17 protein-coding genes are annotated in these 20,063 nt (G+C 45.9%); 14 read left to right on the plus strand and 3 right to left on the minus strand.

All coding sequences use genetic code 11. The features are described 5' to 3' along the window. The first annotated feature begins 62 nt into the window (after positions 1-62). From gatC to DY78_RS03485, 7 genes are all read left to right on the plus strand, one after another. Positions 63-377 (plus strand): Asp-tRNA(Asn)/Glu-tRNA(Gln) amidotransferase subunit GatC, encoded by a 315-nt coding sequence (gatC, locus tag DY78_RS03455; protein WP_024624132.1) that lies wholly within the window; start codon positions 63-65, stop codon positions 375-377. Beyond that, the gene (gatA, locus tag DY78_RS03460) at positions 377-1,840 is read left to right on the plus strand and encodes an Asp-tRNA(Asn)/Glu-tRNA(Gln) amidotransferase subunit GatA (protein ID WP_024624133.1); all 1,464 of its coding nucleotides are present in this window, start codon (positions 377-379) and stop codon (positions 1,838-1,840) included. The genes gatC and gatA overlap by 1 nt, the downstream gene beginning before the upstream one ends. Then, positions 1,840-3,264 carry an Asp-tRNA(Asn)/Glu-tRNA(Gln) amidotransferase subunit GatB gene (gene gatB / locus DY78_RS03465; RefSeq protein ID WP_024624134.1) on the plus strand — a complete coding sequence of 475 codons (1,425 nt, stop codon included), beginning with the start codon at positions 1,840-1,842 and terminating at the stop codon, positions 3,262-3,264. The genes gatA and gatB overlap by 1 nt, the downstream gene beginning before the upstream one ends. Positions 3,265-3,485: 221 nt before the next feature. Further along, positions 3,486-4,505: a diacylglycerol kinase gene (locus tag DY78_RS03470; RefSeq protein ID WP_024624135.1), complete on the plus strand. Its 1,020-nt coding sequence runs from the start codon at positions 3,486-3,488 to the stop codon at positions 4,503-4,505. A gap of 83 nt (positions 4,506-4,588) precedes the next feature. Then, on the plus strand, positions 4,589-5,959 hold the full coding sequence (rlmD, locus tag DY78_RS03475) for a 23S rRNA (uracil(1939)-C(5))-methyltransferase RlmD (protein WP_024624136.1): 1,371 nt from the start codon (positions 4,589-4,591) through the stop codon (positions 5,957-5,959). A gap of 243 nt (positions 5,960-6,202) precedes the next feature. Beyond that, positions 6,203-6,487 carry an AbrB/MazE/SpoVT family DNA-binding domain-containing protein gene (locus DY78_RS03480; RefSeq protein ID WP_024624137.1) on the plus strand — a complete coding sequence of 95 codons (285 nt, stop codon included), beginning with the start codon at positions 6,203-6,205 and terminating at the stop codon, positions 6,485-6,487. Continuing rightward, complete coding sequence (locus tag DY78_RS03485; RefSeq protein ID WP_024624138.1) at positions 6,481-6,834, plus strand: type II toxin-antitoxin system PemK/MazF family toxin; 354 nt, start codon at positions 6,481-6,483, stop codon at positions 6,832-6,834. The genes DY78_RS03480 and DY78_RS03485 overlap by 7 nt, the downstream gene beginning before the upstream one ends. Positions 6,835-6,932: 98 nt before the next feature. On the opposite strand, the gene DY78_RS03490 is transcribed toward DY78_RS03485, so the two are convergent. The 3 genes from DY78_RS03490 to DY78_RS03500 all read right to left on the minus strand — a co-directional run bounded on the left by DY78_RS03490 (position 6,933) and on the right by DY78_RS03500 (position 9,566). Continuing rightward, positions 6,933-7,226 carry a type II toxin-antitoxin system RelB/DinJ family antitoxin gene (locus tag DY78_RS03490; protein WP_024624139.1) on the minus strand — a complete coding sequence of 98 codons (294 nt, stop codon included), beginning with the start codon at positions 7,224-7,226 and terminating at the stop codon, positions 6,933-6,935. A 148-nt stretch (positions 7,227-7,374) separates the two neighbouring features. Further along, the gene (locus DY78_RS03495; protein WP_024624140.1) at positions 7,375-8,124 is read right to left on the minus strand and encodes a DUF4811 domain-containing protein; all 750 of its coding nucleotides are present in this window, start codon (positions 8,122-8,124) and stop codon (positions 7,375-7,377) included. Continuing rightward, positions 8,121-9,566: an MDR family MFS transporter gene (locus DY78_RS03500; protein ID WP_024624141.1), complete on the minus strand. Its 1,446-nt coding sequence runs from the start codon at positions 9,564-9,566 to the stop codon at positions 8,121-8,123. Before DY78_RS03500 ends, DY78_RS03495 begins: the two co-directional genes overlap by 4 nt. Positions 9,567-9,726: 160 nt before the next feature. Between DY78_RS03500 and DY78_RS03505 the strand changes: the two genes are divergently transcribed. The 7 genes from DY78_RS03505 (at position 9,727) to DY78_RS03535 (ending at position 20,046) form a co-directional block, all read left to right on the plus strand. Then, positions 9,727-10,290, plus strand: coding sequence for a TetR/AcrR family transcriptional regulator (locus DY78_RS03505; RefSeq protein WP_024624142.1), 564 nt, complete (start codon positions 9,727-9,729; stop codon positions 10,288-10,290). A 355-nt stretch (positions 10,291-10,645) separates the two neighbouring features. Beyond that, on the plus strand, positions 10,646-13,237 hold the full coding sequence (locus DY78_RS03510; protein WP_024624143.1) for an AAA family ATPase: 2,592 nt from the start codon (positions 10,646-10,648) through the stop codon (positions 13,235-13,237). A 164-nt stretch (positions 13,238-13,401) separates the two neighbouring features. After that, complete coding sequence (locus tag DY78_RS03515) at positions 13,402-15,741, plus strand: cation-translocating P-type ATPase (protein ID WP_024624144.1); 2,340 nt, start codon at positions 13,402-13,404, stop codon at positions 15,739-15,741. Between the two features lie 164 nt (positions 15,742-15,905). Then, positions 15,906-16,256, plus strand: coding sequence for a PadR family transcriptional regulator (locus DY78_RS03520; protein ID WP_024624145.1), 351 nt, complete (start codon positions 15,906-15,908; stop codon positions 16,254-16,256). After that, a complete protein-coding gene (locus DY78_RS03525) occupies positions 16,249-17,616 on the plus strand; it encodes a DUF4097 family beta strand repeat-containing protein (protein WP_024624146.1) in 1,368 nt (455 codons plus the stop codon). Before DY78_RS03520 ends, DY78_RS03525 begins: the two co-directional genes overlap by 8 nt. A 227-nt stretch (positions 17,617-17,843) precedes the next feature. Then, on the plus strand, positions 17,844-19,172 hold the full coding sequence (locus DY78_RS03530) for a PTS transporter subunit EIIC (protein WP_024624147.1): 1,329 nt from the start codon (positions 17,844-17,846) through the stop codon (positions 19,170-19,172). Further along, entirely contained in the window at positions 19,162-20,046 is an 885-nt protein-coding gene (locus DY78_RS03535; protein ID WP_024624148.1) for an alpha/beta hydrolase, read from the plus strand. Before DY78_RS03530 ends, DY78_RS03535 begins: the two co-directional genes overlap by 11 nt. Positions 20,047-20,063: the final 17 nt, after the last annotated feature.

Consider the following 20,063-nt stretch of genomic DNA (forward strand, 5'->3'; position numbering starts at 1 on the left):
ATTACCCCGTTAATACGAGTAAAATAATATTTAAGTTAGTTTGATAGAAAGAAGGAGATTTGATGGCTGAAGAACGGATTACTGCTGACCAAGTTGCGCATGTGGCGGGACTGGCTAAGCTTGAATTCACGCCGGACCAACTCGACATGTTTACCGGACAACTCGAAAAGATTATTGGGATGTTCGAAGAATTAGATGCCGTGGATACGACGGATGTGCCCGTGACCTCCCAAGTGAGTGATCGACGCAACGCTTTACGTGACGATGTGGCGGTCAAGAGTAACGATCGTGAAGCATTGTTAGCTAACGCCCCTGAAACGGCGAATGGCTTAATTAAAGTGCCAGCAATTATTGATGAAAGTGGGGACGGCGAATAATGGACTTTTTCAACCAAGATTTGACCAGCTTACATGCTGATTTAGTCGCTAAGAAGATTAGTGCTGCGGAATTAGCCAAAGCCACCTTTGAAAATATGAGCAAGACCGATGCTAAAGTGGACGCCTTTCTCGGCTTAAACGAAGACGCGGCGCTTAAAACGGCAGCAGCCATTGACGCTAAAGGCATCAATGCCGATAACTTATTGGCTGGGATTCCTGTGGGGGTCAAAGATAACATCGTGACCAAAGACTTAACCACGACGGCTGCTTCGAAAATGCTGGAAAATTTCGTGCCAGTATATAATGCCACGGTTGTGGACAAGATGAACCAAAATGACTTGGTCATCGTTGGGAAGACCAACATGGATGAATTTGCCATGGGTGGTTCGACGGAAAACTCCGCGTTTAAAGTTACTAAAAACCCTTGGGACGTTAGTCGGGTGCCCGGTGGTTCTTCCGGTGGTTCGGCGGCCGCGGTTGCTTCTGGTCAAGTACCCGTAGCTTTTGGTTCCGATACCGGTGGTTCGATTCGCCAACCAGCTTCTTTTAACGGGATTGTCGGCATGAAGCCAACCTATGGCCGCGTTTCGCGGTGGGGCTTAATTGCCTTTGGGTCATCATTGGACCAAATCGGCCCGATGACGCGCACGGTTAAGGATAATGCCGCCGCGTTGAACTTGATTGCTGGTAATGATGTCAATGATGGGACTTCTTCCAAACGCGAAGTACCTGACTTCACTGCTGGTTTAACTGGCGACATCAAGGGCATGAAGATTGCCTTGCCAAAAGAATACATGGATGATGGGATTGACCCTAAAGTCCGTGAAATCATTACGGCGGCCGTTAAGCAGTTTGAAGATTTAGGAGCGACCGTTGAAGAAGTCAGCTTGCCACATAGCAAACTCGGCGTTTCTGCTTATTACATCATCGCCAGTTCGGAAGCTTCTTCAAACTTACAACGGTTTGATGGGATTCGTTACGGTTTCCGGGCCCAAGACGTTAAGAACTTGGAAGACGTTTATGTGCGCAGCCGTTCCGAAGGGTTTGGTGATGAAGTTAAGCGCCGGATCATGTTAGGGACGTTTGCCCTTTCGGCTGGTTATTACGATGCTTACTTCCGTAAAGCTGGGCAAGTTCGGACATTGATTATTAATGATTTCAATAAGGTCTTTGAAGATTATGACTTAATTATTGGACCAACGGCACCAACGCCAGCATTCAAGATTGGTGACGAAATCTCGGACCCAGTTACGATGTATATGAACGATGTCTTGACGATTCCAGTGAACTTAGCTGGGTTGCCAGGGATGTCCATTCCAGCTGGGTTTGCGGATGGCATGCCAGTTGGGTTGCAATTAATTGGGAAGTCCTTTGATGAAAGTACCATTTATAAAGCCGGTTACGCCTTTGAACAAGCGACCGACTTTCATCAAGCAACCCCAGATTTAGGAGGTGCGAACTAATGAATTTTGTGACGACCATTGGGCTTGAAGTCCACGTTGAATTAAAAACGAATTCGAAAATCTTTAGTCCGTCACCGGTACAATTTGGTGCGGAACCAAATGCCAACACGAACGTGATTGACTGGGGGTATCCAGGGGTTTTACCATCTGCCAATAAAGGCGTGGTCGAAGCTGGGATTAAAGCCGCTACCGCGTTACATGCGGACATTGCGCATGTGATGAGTTTTGACCGGAAGAACTACTTCTATCCGGATAACCCGAAAGCTTATCAAATTACGCAACATGAAACGCCAATTGGCCATGATGGCTGGTTGGAAATTGAAGTGGATGGTCAGACTAAGAAAATTGGGATTGAAGAACTCCACATCGAAGAAGATGCGGGGAAAAACACCCATGAAAGCGACTATTCCTATGTCGATTTAAACCGGCAAGGGACGCCGTTAATTGAAATTGTCTCAAAACCAGACATTGCCTCACCAGCTGAAGCTTATGCTTACTGTGAAGCGTTACGTCAACGTATCCAATTTACGGGTGTGTCTGACGTTAAGATGGAAGAAGGTTCGATGCGGGTCGACGTTAACATTTCGATTCGCCCAGCCGGTTCTGACAAGTACGGTGTTAAGACCGAAATGAAGAACTTGAACTCCTTCAACTATGTCCGTAAATCTTTGGAATATGAAGAACAACGGCAACAACAAGTGTTGATGTCAGGTGGCCAAGTGCAACAAGAAACCCGTCGTTTTGATGAAACGACCGGGAAGACAATCTTGATGCGGGTCAAGGAAGGTAGCGACGATTACCGCTACTTCCCAGAACCAGATGTCCCAGTGGTTGAAATCTCAGACGACTGGATCAACGACGTTAAGGCCACGATTCCGGAAATGCCCGGTTCCCGTCGCAAACGTTACATCAACGAATTCGGTTTGACCCCATATGATGCGGGCGTCTTGACCCAAACGATGGAAATGGCCGACTTCTTTGATGCGACGGTTGCAGAAGGCGCTGATCCTAAGTTAGCGTCGAACTACTTACAAGGGGACGTTAACGCCTACTTGAACGAAAACAAAGTCGGTTTATTAGCCACCGACTTGACGCCTAAGAACTTAGCCAGCATGATTAAGATGATTTCTGATGAAACGATTTCAAGTAAAATCGCGAAGAAAGTCTTCAAAGCAATCATGAAGGGGACTGAACCTGTGCAATGGGTCAACGATAAGGGCTTAGTCCAATTATCCGACCCAGCGAAGTTACAACCAATTATTGATGGCGTCTTAGACAACAACCAACAATCAATTGAAGACTTCAAAAACGGGAAGGACCGCGCCGTTGGTTTCTTGGTTGGTCAAATCATGAAGCAAACGCACGGCCAAGCTAACCCGAAAGTGGTTAACAAATTATTGATGACATCATTACAAGCACGGTAATTTAAAGAGTGCGTGGTGGGGCGAACAGCTGCTGAGGATTACCGGGGTTGCTGCCTGATGCGGTTTTGGCATCCGGTAGCAACCCTGGTAACCGCAGGCCGCTGCCCCACCAAAGCACGTTTCGGCAATTAACAAATCAATCGCCGAAATCAGCATGTCGGCCAACTAAAGTAACCGAGCACCATGCACGAATTACCGTTAGACGCGGAGGAAAAAGTAACATGCGTAAACGGGCACGACTTATTTATAACCCGACTTCCGGTCGTGAGGCTTTGGCCCACGACTTGGTCGAAATTCTTGGCATTTTTGAAAAAGCAGGGTACGAAACTAGTGCCTATGCCACCACCCCAGCGCCTAATTCGGCTGCAGATGAGGCGCGGCGGTGTGCCAAAGATGGGTTTGAATTGATTGTAGCAGCTGGTGGTGATGGGACCATCAATCAAGTAGTTAATGGGATTGCCGGTTTGAAACGGCGGCCCAAGATGGCCATTATCCCAGCTGGGACGACCAATGATTATGCTCGGGCACTACGGGTGCCACGCAATGATCCGGTCGCAGCGGCGAAAGTCGTTTTGAAAAATCAAACCGTTAAAATGGACATTGGTCAAGCTGGCGAACAATATTTTATTAATATTGCGGCTGGCGGGCTGTTGACGGAATTAACGTATGATGTGCCATCACAATTAAAATCAATTTTCGGCTATGCGGCTTATTTAGCTAAAGGGGCCGAATTGTTACCCCGGGTTAAACCGGTTGAAATGGATTTGAAGTATGATGGCGGGCATTTTACGGGTAAAGCTTCGATGTTCTTCTTAGCCTTGACGAATTCAGTTGGGGGCTTCGAACAATTAGTACCAGACGCGTCGTTGGATGATGGCAAGTTTACGATGATTATCGTGAAGACAGGAAATCTAGCTAAAATCTTGCATTTGATGACCTTAGTCTTAAACGGCGGTAAACACATCAATGACCCCAGCATCATCTATGCCAAGACCCACAAAGTCGTCGCTAAGTCCGATGCGGACCGCTTGATGATTAACATCGATGGCGAATATGGTGGCGATGCGCCCATGACGTTTAGAAACTTGAAACAACATATCGAAATGTTTGCGGATACGGATCGCATTCCGGAAGCCGCCATTACCGATACGGATCCGGAAGTGCAAGACGCCGAACGCCAATTTGTGTCGGCGGTCGACCAATTACCGGATACTGATGACGAGAACGATAAAACTGTATAGCTTGCTTTAATAACCGTTTACCGCTACAATGGTGAGCGGTTATTTTAGTGAATTAGTCAAAGAAAGTAAATAGAGGATTTTTAATGAAAGTAGATTTACCAGTTCATAAAGGCGAAGTCTTAGATGTTGATATCATGGACTTAACTTATCAAGGGATGGGTGTTGCCAAAGTCGATAATTACCCAATTTTTATCGAAAACGCGCTCCCAGAAGAAAAGATTGCCGTTAAGGTCACCAAGACGACGAAAAACTTCGCGTTCGGTGAAGTTGAACAAATTCATCAAGTGAGTCCCCATCGGGTTAACCCCAAAGGCCGCGTTTACCGCCAAACGGGGATTGCTCCTTTGCAACACTTAGAATATAGCGAACAATTAAAGTTCAAACAACACCAAATCGCCGAATTATTTGCCAAAGTGCATATGGATGACGTCGAAGTTTTACCAACGATTGGGATGGATAACCCAACTCAATACCGTAATAAGGCGCAAGTACCGGTACGCCAAGTGCAAGGTCAATTAACGACCGGGTTTTACAAGAAGAATAGTCATCAATTAATGCCAATTGAAGATTATTACATCCAAGATCCTGAAATCGACAAGGCCATCGTGGTGATTCGCGATATTTTACGGAAATACCATGAAGCTGCTTATGATGAATTCCATCACAGTGGGACGATTCGGACAATTATGGTGCGGCGCGGTTACTACAGCCATGAAATGATGGTGGTGATCGTTACACGGACGAAACATTTGCCAATGGCGGATGTCGTCGTACAAGAGATTCAAGCCGCTTTACCAGAAGTTGTCAGCATCATTCAAAACGTCAACCAAAAGCGCACCAACGTCATCTTAGGACCAGATAACAACGTGTTAGCTGGTAAGAGCACTATCGATGATCAATTACTCGGCTTAACGTTTGCGATTTCAGCGCAATCGTTCTACCAAGTTAACCCGCAACAAACTGAAAAGTTATACCAAATGGCCATTAACCAAGCTGGTTTGACCGGGAATGAAACGGTGATTGATGCTTATTCCGGTATCGGGACGATTTCACTCACGATGGCGCAACATGCTAAGCAAGTTTATGGTGTGGAAATCGTGCCGGCCGCCGTGGATAATGCCAAGCAAAATGCCGACAAGAATAACATCAAGAATGCTAATTTTGTCTTAGGTAGCGCTGAAAAAGTCATGGCGCAATGGCAGGAAGACGGTATCAAACCGGATGTCGTTGTCGTTGATCCACCACGTAAAGGTTTAGATGAAGCCTTTATCGAAAGTGCCGCTGCCATGGGGCCTAAGCGGGTCGTTTATATCAGTTGTAACCCCTCAACGTTAGTGCGGGACGTGCAACGCTTCGGCGAACACGGCTACCACATTAGCGCACCGGTACAACCAGTCGACCAATTCCCACAAACGCCACATATTGAATCCGTGACGGTGTTGGAACGCGACTAAGCGGTGAATTTCACAATCAATCGATATCATCAAAATGAAAATTATTTAAAGTATTGATAGTACAATTCAATAATAACTGATAGGCCTACAAGTGGCGGAATACAGCACTTGTAGGCCTATTTTTTAGTGGTTCGTGTGTCACTAATTGTAATCTGAAAGAATCGCGAAATGAGCAGGGCGTCTTTTATTGACGATGGTTAAACAAATGTATATACTATACCTGCATTTATGAGGAGGAATCACATGGAAACTAAAATTAATACTACTCGCGTCAGTCCTTGGGACAATAGCAATGGGATTATTCTGAATAAGGCGATATTGCAAGAAGCCGATATCGAAGTTGGTGACATGTTACAAGTCAGTACCCAACAAATTCATGGTCGGACGGCGATTGTTTTAGAGACAATGAATGAACCGACTCTGGCTGAAAAATATGCGGTTTATCAAGGTACACCCGAAACGTATGAAAAACCGGATGATTTAAAAGATTGGTCGGACGGCGAATCTTTCGGTAAAGAAATATGGTAGCAAACAATAACGTGGGACATAAGTATATTCCACATCAAGGTGATATTGTGATTGGAAATTTCAGTCCGACGCGAGGACATGAACAGCATGGTTGGCGGCCAGCATTAGTGATCAGTCAACAAGTACTTTCTGATACGTCACCATTTGCTTGGGTGTTACCCATATCACACGGAAAATACGAGCACCCGATGCATGTAAAATTGGATGATCGAACGATGACTGATGGCACAATCTACGTTGAACAAATTAGATCAGTGGATTACGTGGAGCGACATTTTAAGTTTTATGAACGGGTACCTCAAGATATTTTAAATCGCGTATTGAAAAATGTGAAAGGTACGATATAAGCGGCGAAGCATATTGGTAATTGGAACTAAATTTATAGACACTATGTGGACAAAGAAATAACAGTGTCAGAACGTGATTGGTTTTTAATAGTGTTAAATTAATCTTCTTGATGGAGTTGGGCTCTAATTTCAGCGACTGAATAAGTTTTTCCGGCAGCAATTTCGGTCATACCTTGTTGAATGATGGCGTTCATTTCAGCAGTCGATAGTTCATCAAAAGACTTGGGTTGCGGCACAAATGGTAGCTGGCCTTCAATTACGAGTTGGCGTAAGAACAAGTTGATGGCCGTGTCTAACGAAATGCCAACTTGGGTCAGAATTTGGTCAGCGCTAGTTTTTAGTTGGGGATCAATGTTCACAGTTAACGCATCGGTTTCATGATTAGTGTTCATTTGGAAAGCTCCTCTCTGTGTGTCTAATGTAGGCGAAAATAGTTTAGACCGCAATGATTTGAATTTGAAAAATAGCACACAAAATAAGCGTTATGAGAAGCTATTATTATTCTCATAACGCTTATTTTATTGGAATGGTTGCTGATAATTAATGAATCGACCGCGCCTGCGCTTGCTTAACCAACTTCGCAATTAAAGCGGGCTGTGCTTGCTTCGCTTGGGCGGCTACTTTTTGTTCAACGGATTTAGTGAGCGCCTTGACCTCCGCTGCAGTCATGTTCGGGTCAGCGGTCTGGGCTTTTTTGACTTGGGCCGTGACGGTGGCGGTCATTTCGGTTTTCGCTTTGACACTGAGTAGCTTAGCTTGCTTTTGCAGCCACTGTGCTTGGCTCACACTTAATGTGGCCCAGCTCTTTGGAATCGTAAAGGTGTTCTCCGTTTTGACGAGCGTCGTGTGCTTGCCAGTGTGTGAATACAACCAACGCCAAGCACTGCTGTCATATGTCCAACGCGTCGTTTTGATCGTTAACTTGGCCTGAGTGACGTTGGCCGTCTTAACCGTGTTATGCGCCTTCAAACTGACCGCCGTATTTTGACGCTTACTACTGTCAGTCGTGCGATAAACATAAACTTTTTCCGTGTTAGATTTTTTGACGGGTTCATACAATAATAAATCAACGTAATTGTTTTTGACGGCGGAGGTTAACGTTTCCGTTTTAGTGGTGGTAGTTTGATGCATGCCCCAGTGCCACTTGTCATTACCAATCATCATGACTGCCGCAAAGACTAAGATGATGAGGCCGAGCGTACCAACGCTTAACCGTTGCCAGGCGGTGTTTAAGGCTAAAAAGCCGACGATAAACACGATTAACCCAATTGTTAAGATGACTAAGATCATTGGACGTCACCGGCTTTCTGCGTTTTTTTGACCATGCAAGCAAATATTAACCCGATAATCCCGAGCTCCGTGGCGACTAAGAACGCCGCATGGAAACCGGTAATGGCGGCACTATACGTCTGGTCACGGTAGGCGAGGGGCGCGGAAGTTAAGAGCGCCTTGGCCGGTTTGCCACTGTTAGTTACATTTGTGAGGACGCTCCCTAAAATGGCAGTCCCCATCGACGTCATGATTTGGCGCATCGTGGAGTTAATGGCGGTCCCGTGACTTAGTTGCAAGCCATGTAAGTCAACTGAACTGGCGGCAGTTAATGGCATCGCGACCAGCGCGACCCCGCTCATTAAGACCACGTATTCCATAATGATATAAGTGTATGGCGTGTGGATGGTGAGCATCGTAAATGGCAATGTGCCTAAAGTGAGTAAGAACATTCCCATTAAGGCTAACCGTCGGCCACCAATTTTGTCATAGGCGCGCCCACTAATTAAACTGATGACCCCATATAGGAGGGCTCCCGGTAAAATCATTAAGCCAGAATTTAATGGGCTTAAACCGCGGACGTCTTGCAAATACATCGGTAATACGACTTGAATCCCAATCATGGCAGTATTAGCGAGCGCCGTAATCATTGAAGCAATCGTAAATGATGGGATTTTTAACAAACGAATATTGAGCAACGGTTCTTTTTGTGGCCATTCGCGGCGAACGAATAACCCGATAAAAATTAAACCAACAATAATACTAATAATGACAATGCTGGACCCCCAGCCGTGTTGACCAACGGAGGAGAAGCCATAAAGCAAGGTCCCAAACCCAATCGTCGACCACGCAATAGCCCAGGCGTCGATTGGCGATTTTTTCATCGGAATGACGGGGCGCACGAAGATTATGGACATCATTAAAACGATAACCACGGGTGGAATCATCATGCCAAATAAGTCGCGCCAACTAGCATTATCCAAAATCCAACCAGATACGGTCGGTCCAAGTGCCGGTGCCAAACCGATGACGATACCACCGAGACCCATCATCGCACCGCGCTTTTCAGGTGGATAAATAACTAGCAAGACCGTCTGAATCGTCGGAAAAGTAATCCCAATCCCGACCGCTTGAACTAAGCGACCAATAAGAATTAACTGAAAATTTTGTGCCGTATAACTAATGATTAAGCCGATTAGGAAACAACTCAGGGCGGTCGTATAAACACTCCGCAAACTGAAATTATTTAATAACCACGCACTTACCGGAATCATAATTCCCATAACCAATAATGCGCCGGTCGTTAACCATTGGACGGTCGAACTAGAAATTGAAAACTTGGTCATCAACGTCGGATATGACGTGACCAACATATTAGTGGTAAGGGCGGTACAAAATGTCCCTAAGATTAACGTGATTGTTAACCAGAGCTGACTGTAACGCTTACCGTTTGTATCAACCATTGTGACCCCTCATTCTGAAATGTTTTAAACTGTTTCAATCAGTTTAGTAGCATTATAATCCTATTTATGTAAAAATTAAACTGTTTAACGACGTTTAACCCAAATTTTTTTCGAAATGAGTTATAATAAAAGTCGAATCAATTCGAGAGTGAGGACTAACATGGTTAAAAGAAGAACGTTAACGCAAGCGAAGGTCTTAGCAACCGCTAACCAACTGATTGAAACGAAAGGGATTAATGGTCTAACAATCCGCGACTTGGCGCTCGTCTTAGATGTGCGGCCACAGTCCATTTACAACTATGTTGATAGTTTAAGTGACTTGTTAGATCAAGTCGGCATTCAGTTTGTGCAAAGTATTTCGGACCGGATGAATGAAAAGATGGCGAACTTGACGGGTGATGAAGCCCTGATGACTTTCGCCCAGGAATTCCGGGCGGCTTGTGAAAATCATCGCGGCTTAACGCCGGTCATTTTGGATTTAAATGACAACTTAAAGATTCCCCGGACGCGTAAAGCAATGGTCCAATTGTACCAAGACATGTTCAAGCCATTGCAATTAGACGACAGTTCCCGGGTTGAAAACACGTTATACCGTTCCGCTTTATTCGGCTTCATTATTCAAGAAGTCGGCGGCTTTTTCAAGTTGAATGACGAAGAATTAGACGAACGGTTCACAAAGACGATGCAATTAGCCATCGATCAGACGCATTTGACTAAAGACTAGTAGTGGTTATTGCCGCAGCTCGGTTTCAAAATAACGTCAGTATATGAAATTGTGATTGAATATTTTTGATGGTGGTTGTTCGCATCAAAAATTAGCCGTTAATCATCGACTTTAAGCAAGCACCTAAAGATGTCGGTGGGATAAATCCGGCGAAATGCAGCTAAACTAGCGCCACTTGTCAGGCGGACTTCATTACTAAGTTACAACTAAATTGCATTGCTGATTCAAATATGTACGATTAGCCGTTGCCATTTGCTGGTAACGGCTTTTTTAACCGCTTTTTGAGGCTAGTCGCATGCTATAATTATACTTATTTATCGCAGCGGGGAAGCTGACGGGGAAACGGGGAAAGAACATGACGAAAACCTATCATGTCGGGCCAGGGCAATTGTCCTTGGCCGATGCGATTGCCAAAGCAATGGCGGCTCAAGCCGATTCTGATGAAATGCCATTTTTGAAACTAGCACCGGGTTACTATTCACTGACGGATATGGATTATGTATTCGTGGAAAACTTGACGATGCAAGGCACCGGGAGTGAATTAACGGACGTGACTCTCGATATGGCGATTAAAGTGGCTGCTGGCGGGCATTTGAACTTAGAAAATTTAGCCATCACGAATTTGCACGCCACAAGTGCGATTGTCGGTGGTTATCAATCGGTTGTTAATTTAAAAGATGTTTGGGTCGCCAATGAGCAGTCTGATCAGCCATCGGTGTGGTTACAAGGCACGATTGGAACCATTACCGATTCATTTATTATGCACGACTATCACCATGGCACTGGCCTGTCGGCGACCGCGGGGACGCAAATGTCCTTGAACCAGTCGTCGATTCAAAATTTGATGGTGACCGGCCAAACGAGTCTGGATTATGACACCGTTGTTTTAAATCAGGCGACAATTGTGGATGATGACAGTAGTTTGTGTGGCGAAAATTGTGTCTTTACCGATGTTAATGCCGATTTACCAACTTTATTTGTCGGGCATGAAGGTTTATTTACTGCGGACTATGTGATGTTTAAAAATACGAAGAGTATTGTCCGGGTCGATGGTGGCCAGGTGATCGTGGTGGGGACGAATTTGGATGATGACCACCGGGTTGACGTGGTAAAAGCGGCTGATGAGGATGTCACGTTGCCTAATGCTCAGACTAAGGGGGCACCGATTACTCCCGTTCAACAACCGGTCACGCCACCCGTAACCCCAGCCAGCGATGATCGCGTTGATGCGGACTGGTTAGCAACGTTACAAGCCCAACTAGCCGACAGTGCCGCACCGACTGCGCCTAAGCCCGTCGTGACTACGGCACCCAACCAGCCAGTTACTGACAAAGCAGCGTTAGCTGAGCTGGACGGGATGATTGGTTTGACAGGGTTGAAGGCGTCAGTTAAGAAATTTATCAATTTAACGAAGTTTAACCAACAACGGGTACAATCGGGGCTAAATGCCGTCAGTTCAACGTACCATTCGCTGTATTTAGGCAATCCGGGTACCGGGAAAACCACGGTGGCACGCTTAGTTGGACAAATCATGTATCAACAAGGTATTTTGAGTGCGCCGACGTTTGTCGAAGTTTCGCGCCAAGATTTGGTTGCCCAATATGTCGGCGGCACCGCCACTAAAACCGAAACTGTTTTGAAAAAAGCGTTGGGCGGCGTCTTATTTATCGATGAAGCTTATTCACTGTATGAAGCTGGTGATTCGACTAACTGGGGGCAAGAAGCATTAGATACCATTTTGAAATTTATGGAAGACCATCGCCAAGACTTAATGATTATTTTTGCTGGTTATCCGAAGCAGATGCAAAATATGTTGAACATGAATCCGGGGCTCGTGTCGCGGATTCCCAATGTCTTTAACTTTGAAGACTATGCTCCGGCGGAAATTGCGCAAATTGGGGTGCAACAATTAAAGACGAACCAATTTAATTTTGATGCGGATTATTATACTGAAAATGTCGCTAAATTATACACGCATGCGGCGGACCATAGTAATGGGCGTTGGATTCGTAATTTCAACGACCAACTATTACAAGTGGTGGCCGATGATTTTGCGAATGCCCCGGCGGACTTTGATATGACGCAAATTACCAATCAGCAAATTGATCAATTGATTGGTCAAGATGCGCCGACGCAAGCTCAAGATTTAACCCAGTTGTTGACCGCGCTTGATCAGTTAGTGGGGTTGACGACCGTCAAACAATTCGTACATGATTTGGTGGCCCGCTGTCAGTTGCAGCAACGGTTAGCTGGGCAGTTGCCGGATATGCGCGGGCAAAGCTATCACATGGTGTTTACGGGGAATCCCGGGACCGGTAAAACCACGGTGGCGCGGCTAATTAGCCAGATTTTCTATAACCTCGGCTTGCTTAGCAAAGCCACCGTCGTCGAAGCGACTCGCGCGGACTTAGTCGGAAACTTCGTAGGTCAAACGGAAGAAAAGACGCAGACTGTTTTACAACAAGCCCACGGTGGTGTGTTGTTTATTGATGAAGCTTATCAATTAACGAGTACTGGGACGACCGATTATGGCCAACAAGTGCTGGAAACGTTGTTGCCAGCGTTAGAAAATGACCGCGATAATTTAATCGTTATTTTTGCGGGTTATGGCGCGCCGATGAATGACTTTTTGGCTGCCAATCCCGGCTTACGCTCGCGGATTCCCTATGTCATCGACTTTGCGGACTATACACCAGCGGACGTCGCCGATATTGTGGCGCAACGGCTGGCAAGTGACTGGCAATTTGATGCGGCTTACTTACGCGGTCAAGTCATGTCAGCGTACGCGAGTTTACCCGCGGAAGCGCAAGCCAATGGGCGGTGGGCCCGTAACTATGCGGAGCAGTTAGTTAACCGGCATGAAAACTGGTTAGCGGCGCATCCGGAGGCGGAAAATGTGCGGATGATTACGAATGCAACGATTTTAGCCAGTTTCGAGAATAAATAATATTGTGGACGTTTGGAAACTGAATCCAAACGTCTTTTTTGATGCGAATTTGGCCAAATATGTAATTTTCATAAAGGAATCCTAATTTTCAAGCTAAATTATCGAAACAATTAGCGCAAATCGATTACAATGGAATTAAAGTTTAGAAGTATGGGGGCGCTACGATGACCGAACGCTATTTACCACCAATTAAACAGGGGCTTAGTGCTGAAGAAGTCCAAGACCGCGTGGCGGCCGGACAAAAAAATGAAGCTTTACCGCCATTGACGCGGAGTATTAAACAAATTTTTCGTGATAACTTATTAACTTTATTCAACTTAATTAATATCATTTTAGCGGCGTTGGTGTTTGTGACCGGTAGTTATAAAAACATGTTGTTCTTGTTCGTCGTGGTCATGAATACAGCGATTGGGATTTTTCAAGAAATTCGTGCCAAACGTCAGGTCGACAAATTGACGATCTTATCGGCCGCTAAGACGAACGTGATTCGGGCTGGGCAAACGACGGCGGTCGCTCAAGATGAAATCGTTCAAGATGATGTGATGACGATTACGCGCGGTGATCAGTTGCCGGTGGACGGGTTAATTCGCGAAACGAGTGGGCTGGAAGTCGATGAATCACAAATTACCGGTGAATCCGAACCAATTATGAAAAATACCGGTGATGCGCTGATTTCTGGGAGTGTCATTTTGGGCGGTCACGCCATGGTGCAAGCCACCCAAGTCGGTCATGGTAGCTTTATTAAACAACTCGCTAAGTCCGCGAAAACCAAACGACGAACGGCGAGTCAGTTATTAACGATTATCAATCGAATCATTAAAATCTTAACTTTTACGATTATTCCTTTGGGCTTGGCCCTGTTTGTGTCAACGCTGATGCGTGGTCAAGGTGAACAGCGCGCCATCTTAGGCACGGTGGCGGCGATGGTCGGGATGATTCCGGAAGGACTGGTATTGTTGACGTCGGTCGCCTTAGCTGCTGGAGCATTCACATTAGGCCGGCATCGGGTGTTGGTCCGTGAATTGCCGGCGATTGAAGCGTTGGCGCGCGTCGATGTGCTGTGTTTGGATAAAACGGGGACCATCACGAGTGGGCAACTCAAGTTTGAAAGGATTGAACCATGTGGTCAACACGACGCCACGAAAGTTACGGCCCAATTAACGCAGTTGGCCGCCGCTATTAATGATGATAACGAGACTGCCCAAGCGTTAGCGAATGGTCTCGGTCATCCGGATGTGACCAGTGATGAAGTATTACCTTTTTCATCAAGCCGTAAATGGAGTGGCGCCCGGCTAGCTGACGGCGCTTATGTGATGGGCGCGCCAGAATTTATTTTTGAAACCGTCCCGTCGGCGGTGAAACAACAAATTCAAGGGTTAGCACAACAAGGGTATCGGGTCTTGCTGATGGCTAAAGTTGACCAGTTAACAACGCCCAAACCGACCAATCCGGAAGCACTCGGGCTTATTTTGATTACTGACGAGTTGCGCCCTAATGCGCAGGCGACGTTTGGCTTTTTTGCCAATCAAGATGTCGCGTTAAAGGTGATTTCGGGTGACAATCCCGTGACGGTCGCGAGCATTGCCCAACGTGCCGGGATTGCTGGTGCTGAAAAATTAGTTGATATGAGTCAAGTAGGGCCGCAACCCGATTATGACCACTTGGTCGCAACTTACAATGTTTTTGGTCGGGTAACGCCGCAACAAAAAGAGCACTTGATTAAAGCTTATCAACGCGCCGACCATACCGTGGCGATGACCGGCGATGGGGTCAACGATTTGTTGGCGTTACGCCAAGCCGATTGCAGTATTGCGATGGCTAGCGGGAGTGAAGCGACTAAGAGTTTGGCGGACTTCGTTTTGTTGGACTCCAACTTTGATGCGATGATCCAAGTATTGAATGAAGGTCGGCGTGTCATCAATAACATTGAACGCGTCGCGGCTTTGTATTTAATCAAAACGATGTATTCAGTCGCTTTGACGTTAATTTTCATCTTTATGAGTCACAGCTATCCGTTCGAACCAATTCAGTTAACGCCAATTTCGACGTTAACGGTCGGCATTCCAACGTTTTTCTTAGCGTTGCAACCAGACTATACGCGCATTACCGGACGTTTTATGAAACAAGTTATGGAAATTGCCGTGCCCGCCGCCATTTGTGTCGTGGGGTATATTTTAGTCATCGACTTATTAGGAACGGAATTTAACCTCGATTTCACGCAAACGTCGACATTGAGCGTTTTGTTGACGGGGATTATTAGCCTGAATGCCTTATTGATTGCGGCCCGGCCGCTCAATCGCTTTAAGATTGGTTTAGTCAGTGTGATGGCCAGCCTGTTTGCAGTGACGTTCTTGTTTGGCGGGTCGATTTTCTCGCTGGTCAATTTATTGAATTGGCATTTAGCCTTAGTTTATTTGCCATTGATGCTGAGTGCTTATCCCGTCTTTATCGTCTTACAAAATGGGTTGGGTCATCGAATCTTAAGTAAAATTCGTTGGCGATAACCGTTAGTTAATCAAAAAAAGTTGGTCACTTACGCCCCGGCGGCGCAGTGACCGACTTTTTTTGTGTTGTCAGACATATTACTTTGACACACATAGTAATCGGTGTTATATTATTAGCAACCACAAAGTACTGTGTGATACAAAGTAGTTAGTGAGGTGGGAACATGCAACCGGAGATTTCCAAAGAAACCATTCGCGGCCATACGACGACCATCGTCTTGAACATTTTGAATCAAGGCGACAGTTACGGTTATGCGATTGCCAAAACAATTAAGCAACTGAGTCATGCGGCTTATGATATCAATGAAGCCACGCTCTATACGGTCTTTCGCCGGTTAGAGAAAAATGGGGATATTGCTAGTTATTGGGGCAGTGAAACGCAAGGTGGGCGCCGTAAGTATTATCAAATTACGCCCCAAGGCCAAGCGACCTTGGACCATAATATCCAAGAATGGAATTTTGCGAAACATGTCATTGATGATTTGATATTAGGAAGGATCGATGCCGATGTCTGAAAAAATTGAACAGCTCGTTGCGATGCGGCTGAGCTCATACTTTAAAAACCAACCCGATACCCCCGCCTTAGCGGAGTTGAAAACGGAATTAGCGACTGACTTAAATGAAGCGGCTAACGATAAACATGCTAGTGGCCTCGACGCTGAAGCAGCGGTGGCCGAAGCTTTCAGTGATTTTGGTGATATTAATGCGTTAATCGCGCAAGTTCAACAGGAAAATGGGAACGACCAACATTTACATGAACACCGCGTCTCGATGGATGACGATAGTTTTAAAGTCGACGATGGTGAAACCCTCAAAATTGACCGGTCTGGCGTTTATTTAAAAGGTGGCGACGCCTTTACAGCTAACGCGGACGGTGTTTCGATTAATCATGGCGCCATCAAGGCCGATGCCAATGGGTTTAAACTCGGCAACGTGGTCTTTAATGAAGACGGCATCAATATTAACGGCAAACCAGTGTCGATGCCGGACTTTGAACCGACTTTTCCAACGTTAAACTTAGCTGGTGAATACCACGACAGTTTGAATTTAGTCAATGAACAACATTTTGATGTTGCCGCGTTGCAACATGTCACCGTCGCCTATCGGTCTGCACGGGTGAAAATCATGCCAACTCGTGGTGCGAATGACGAAATTATTGTCCGCGAATATATGAACCACAATAATACGACTTATCATGCACAAATTACTCAACAAGGCGATACGTTGGCGATTGATCAAGGTAAGTTTCCGTTCTTGATTCCATTACGCGTCCACGTGCAGATCTTAATTCCGAGTGTGTACGCCGGTAATTTGACGGTGGAAAATCGCTCTGGGGCCTTATTAGTTGCCGGTTTAACTAAGTTGCAAGTGGTTAATTTACGGATTGTCAGTGGTGATTGTCGTGTGGCTAATGTGCAAGCGCAAGCCATGAGTGCCGATATTACTTCTGGTAATTTCGCTTATAACGATGGCCGCGTCACCGACCAGCTTGGTATGCTCGTGAAGAGTGGCCGCATTCGGTTATCACGCGTCCAAGCTGGCCAATTCACCGTTTCGGCCACGAGTGGCACCATTCAAGGTAACGCCTTACGTGGTGGGGGGAGTTGGACGGCTAAGACTGGGGCCTTGAAGTTAGGCTTTGCAGCGATTGACGGTAATATTAATTTGAACGCCAAGAGCGGCACGATTAAGGTCGCCGTTCCCGAAGATGCGAGTTACCAATATGAATTAGAAGCGCACAGTGGGCATGTCAGTGCGCCGAAAAATGGCGTATCCGGCCATACTGCGGATGGGTATCAGACCGGCCAAGTCGGTCAAACTGCACCGTATAAAATTATTGGGCGGACGACCAGTGGCTCGATTCGGTTATATTAGTTGTTAAGGACACCGTTCATTGGAACGGTGTTTTTTTTTGCGACCGAGCATCGCCTAGAAAGCCCCCGTTTGTACCACGTTTCAGCCATAAAAATTCGGAGATGCAAAAAGCCTTTGGAGGTTTATTTACTAACTCTTTTTAGTGAAAAAAAACGTCTTAGATAGCCAGTGACGCGTTAAACGATTTATAATGAAAAAAAGGCGATTTTTTCATTGGAGGCTTTCACATGGGGCTTAGCGAACAACAGATTATTAACCGGCTGGTGCCGACACTTTTACGGCTGCGGCAGACGAATTTTTATCGGGTCATTCAGCGAACGGTGATGTTAACTTTCCCGTTCGTCTTAATCGGGTCGTTTAGTGCCATTATTGAACAAACCGTGTTGACGAAGACCGGTTTTTTAGCCAGTATTTTTCACTTATCAAAGTGGGTACCGTACTATCGATATTTGCATTATCCGTTTGATAATTTGACGAACTTAACGTTAGATAGTGTCGCTATTATTGCCGCGTTTGGAGCGGCTAAGTATCATGCCAAGTTACATCATCGTGATGACCAGTTGTCGGGATTAACGGGCGCCATCGCGCTATTGTTAATTGCTTATCAGTATACTGACCAAGCACAAAATGGCTTGTTTAATGCGCTCTTACTCGGAACGAATGGACTAACCGGGGGGATCATTATCGGTAGTTTGACCGGCTGGTATTTTCAACTATTTAGTAAACCAACCAATATCGTTCAAAAGACGCATGCCGCTGAAATTTTGGACCGGACGTTTCATTCGTTGTTACCGATGCTGATGACAATGCTCACCGCGTTAGTTATTAGTATTGGGATGCATTACTTGTCTGTTATGAGTTACTCGGAAGAATCCTGGGCGCAGTTTCAAAAAATTGCCACGACGAGCCACAGCTTGTGGTTGACGTTTGGCATGGCGGCGTTGACTCTCTTGTTAGAATTGTTTGGGCTAGCGGGACCTTACCAACAACGGCTAGTGACCAATAGTCCGGCGATGACAACTAATTTAAATACCGCCTTGAGCCAACATTCAGCCTATCACGTGCCGTATCCGTTTACGGCTAACACGTTATACGATGCGTTTGGTACCTTTGGCGGGACGGGGATGTTACTGGCCCTAGTAATTGCGATTTATGTGGCTAGTCATAATCATAATTATCACGTGGTCGCCCGGTGGAGCATGTTACCAGCGCTATTTAATGCCAATGGACCAATGCTGACTGGGTTACCCGTTTTGTATAATCCGATTTATTTGATACCGTTTATTTGTGCGCCATTACTTAATATGGCGGTAGCGGCGCTGGCGATTAGTTGGCATTGGATGCCGCCGATGGTCTATCCGGTACCGATTGGGACGCCCGGACCACTAATTGCTTTTATCGGGACGGATGGTAACTGGGTGGCCTTGGTCATTGGGTTAGTCTGTCTCGCGTTGTCCGTGGCTATCTATATGCCATTTATGCGGCTATCGGAAGCCATTTTGCACGCTGCCCATGAAGAAAGTCTACGATCGGAGATGACGGCTGATGAAAACTAATTTGAATCGACAACGCCGCCGTCGGAGTTTAATTGTGTTAATTATCGGGAGTGTCTTGTTGGCACTACTCGTATGGCCCTCGTATCAGTGGACCCAGGCTAACGTGTCTTCGATGACTGGTCGGCATGACTCGCGGCTGTCACCGGTCATTATGATTCCCGGAAGTAGTGCAACACAAAATCGCTTCGACCGCTTAGTCACGCAGTTGAACACTGCCGAAAAACAAAAGCATAGTTTGCTTAAAATTACGGTCAAAAAAGACGACACTATTAAGTATTCAGGGACTATTCGCCCGCGGGATAATGAGCCATTTATTGTCGTTGGTTTTGAAAATAATAAAGATGGTTATAGTAATATTAAGCAGCAAGCCCGCTGGTTCTCACTGGCCTTTAATGCCTTGGCACGCAAGTATCAATTTAATAATTTTAAGGCGATTGGGCATTCGAATGGCGGCTTGATTTATACGTATTTCTTTGAACATTATTTCAAACGTGATGACATTACGGTCAAAAAAGTCATGACGATTGGGTCGCCGTATAATTTCTCGGAAGCTAATTTGAATCATAAGACCCAGATGCTGGCTGATTTTATCAAATATCGCCACCAACTACCGAGCAAAACGACCGTCTATTCCGTGGCGGGAACCGAAAATTATGATACTGACGGCTTAGTGCCGGCGCGCAGTGTGGAGGCGGGCAAGTATATTTATCAAGGCCAAGTCAAACATTTCACGGAAATTACCGTGACTGGGGATAATGCCCAGCATTCTGACCTGCCGCAAAATAAGCAAATCGTCACCTTGATTAAGGAGTACATTTTGGATAAAAAGCAAACGAAGGCGAATAAGGGCTTGGTCGGTGCGGGTACCGAATGACGCGCGGAAAGCATTGG

Origin of the sequence: Lactiplantibacillus fabifermentans DSM 21115 (assembly GCF_000498955.2) — a bacterium.
In the GTDB taxonomy this organism is placed as follows: domain Bacteria; phylum Bacillota; class Bacilli; order Lactobacillales; family Lactobacillaceae; genus Lactiplantibacillus; species Lactiplantibacillus fabifermentans.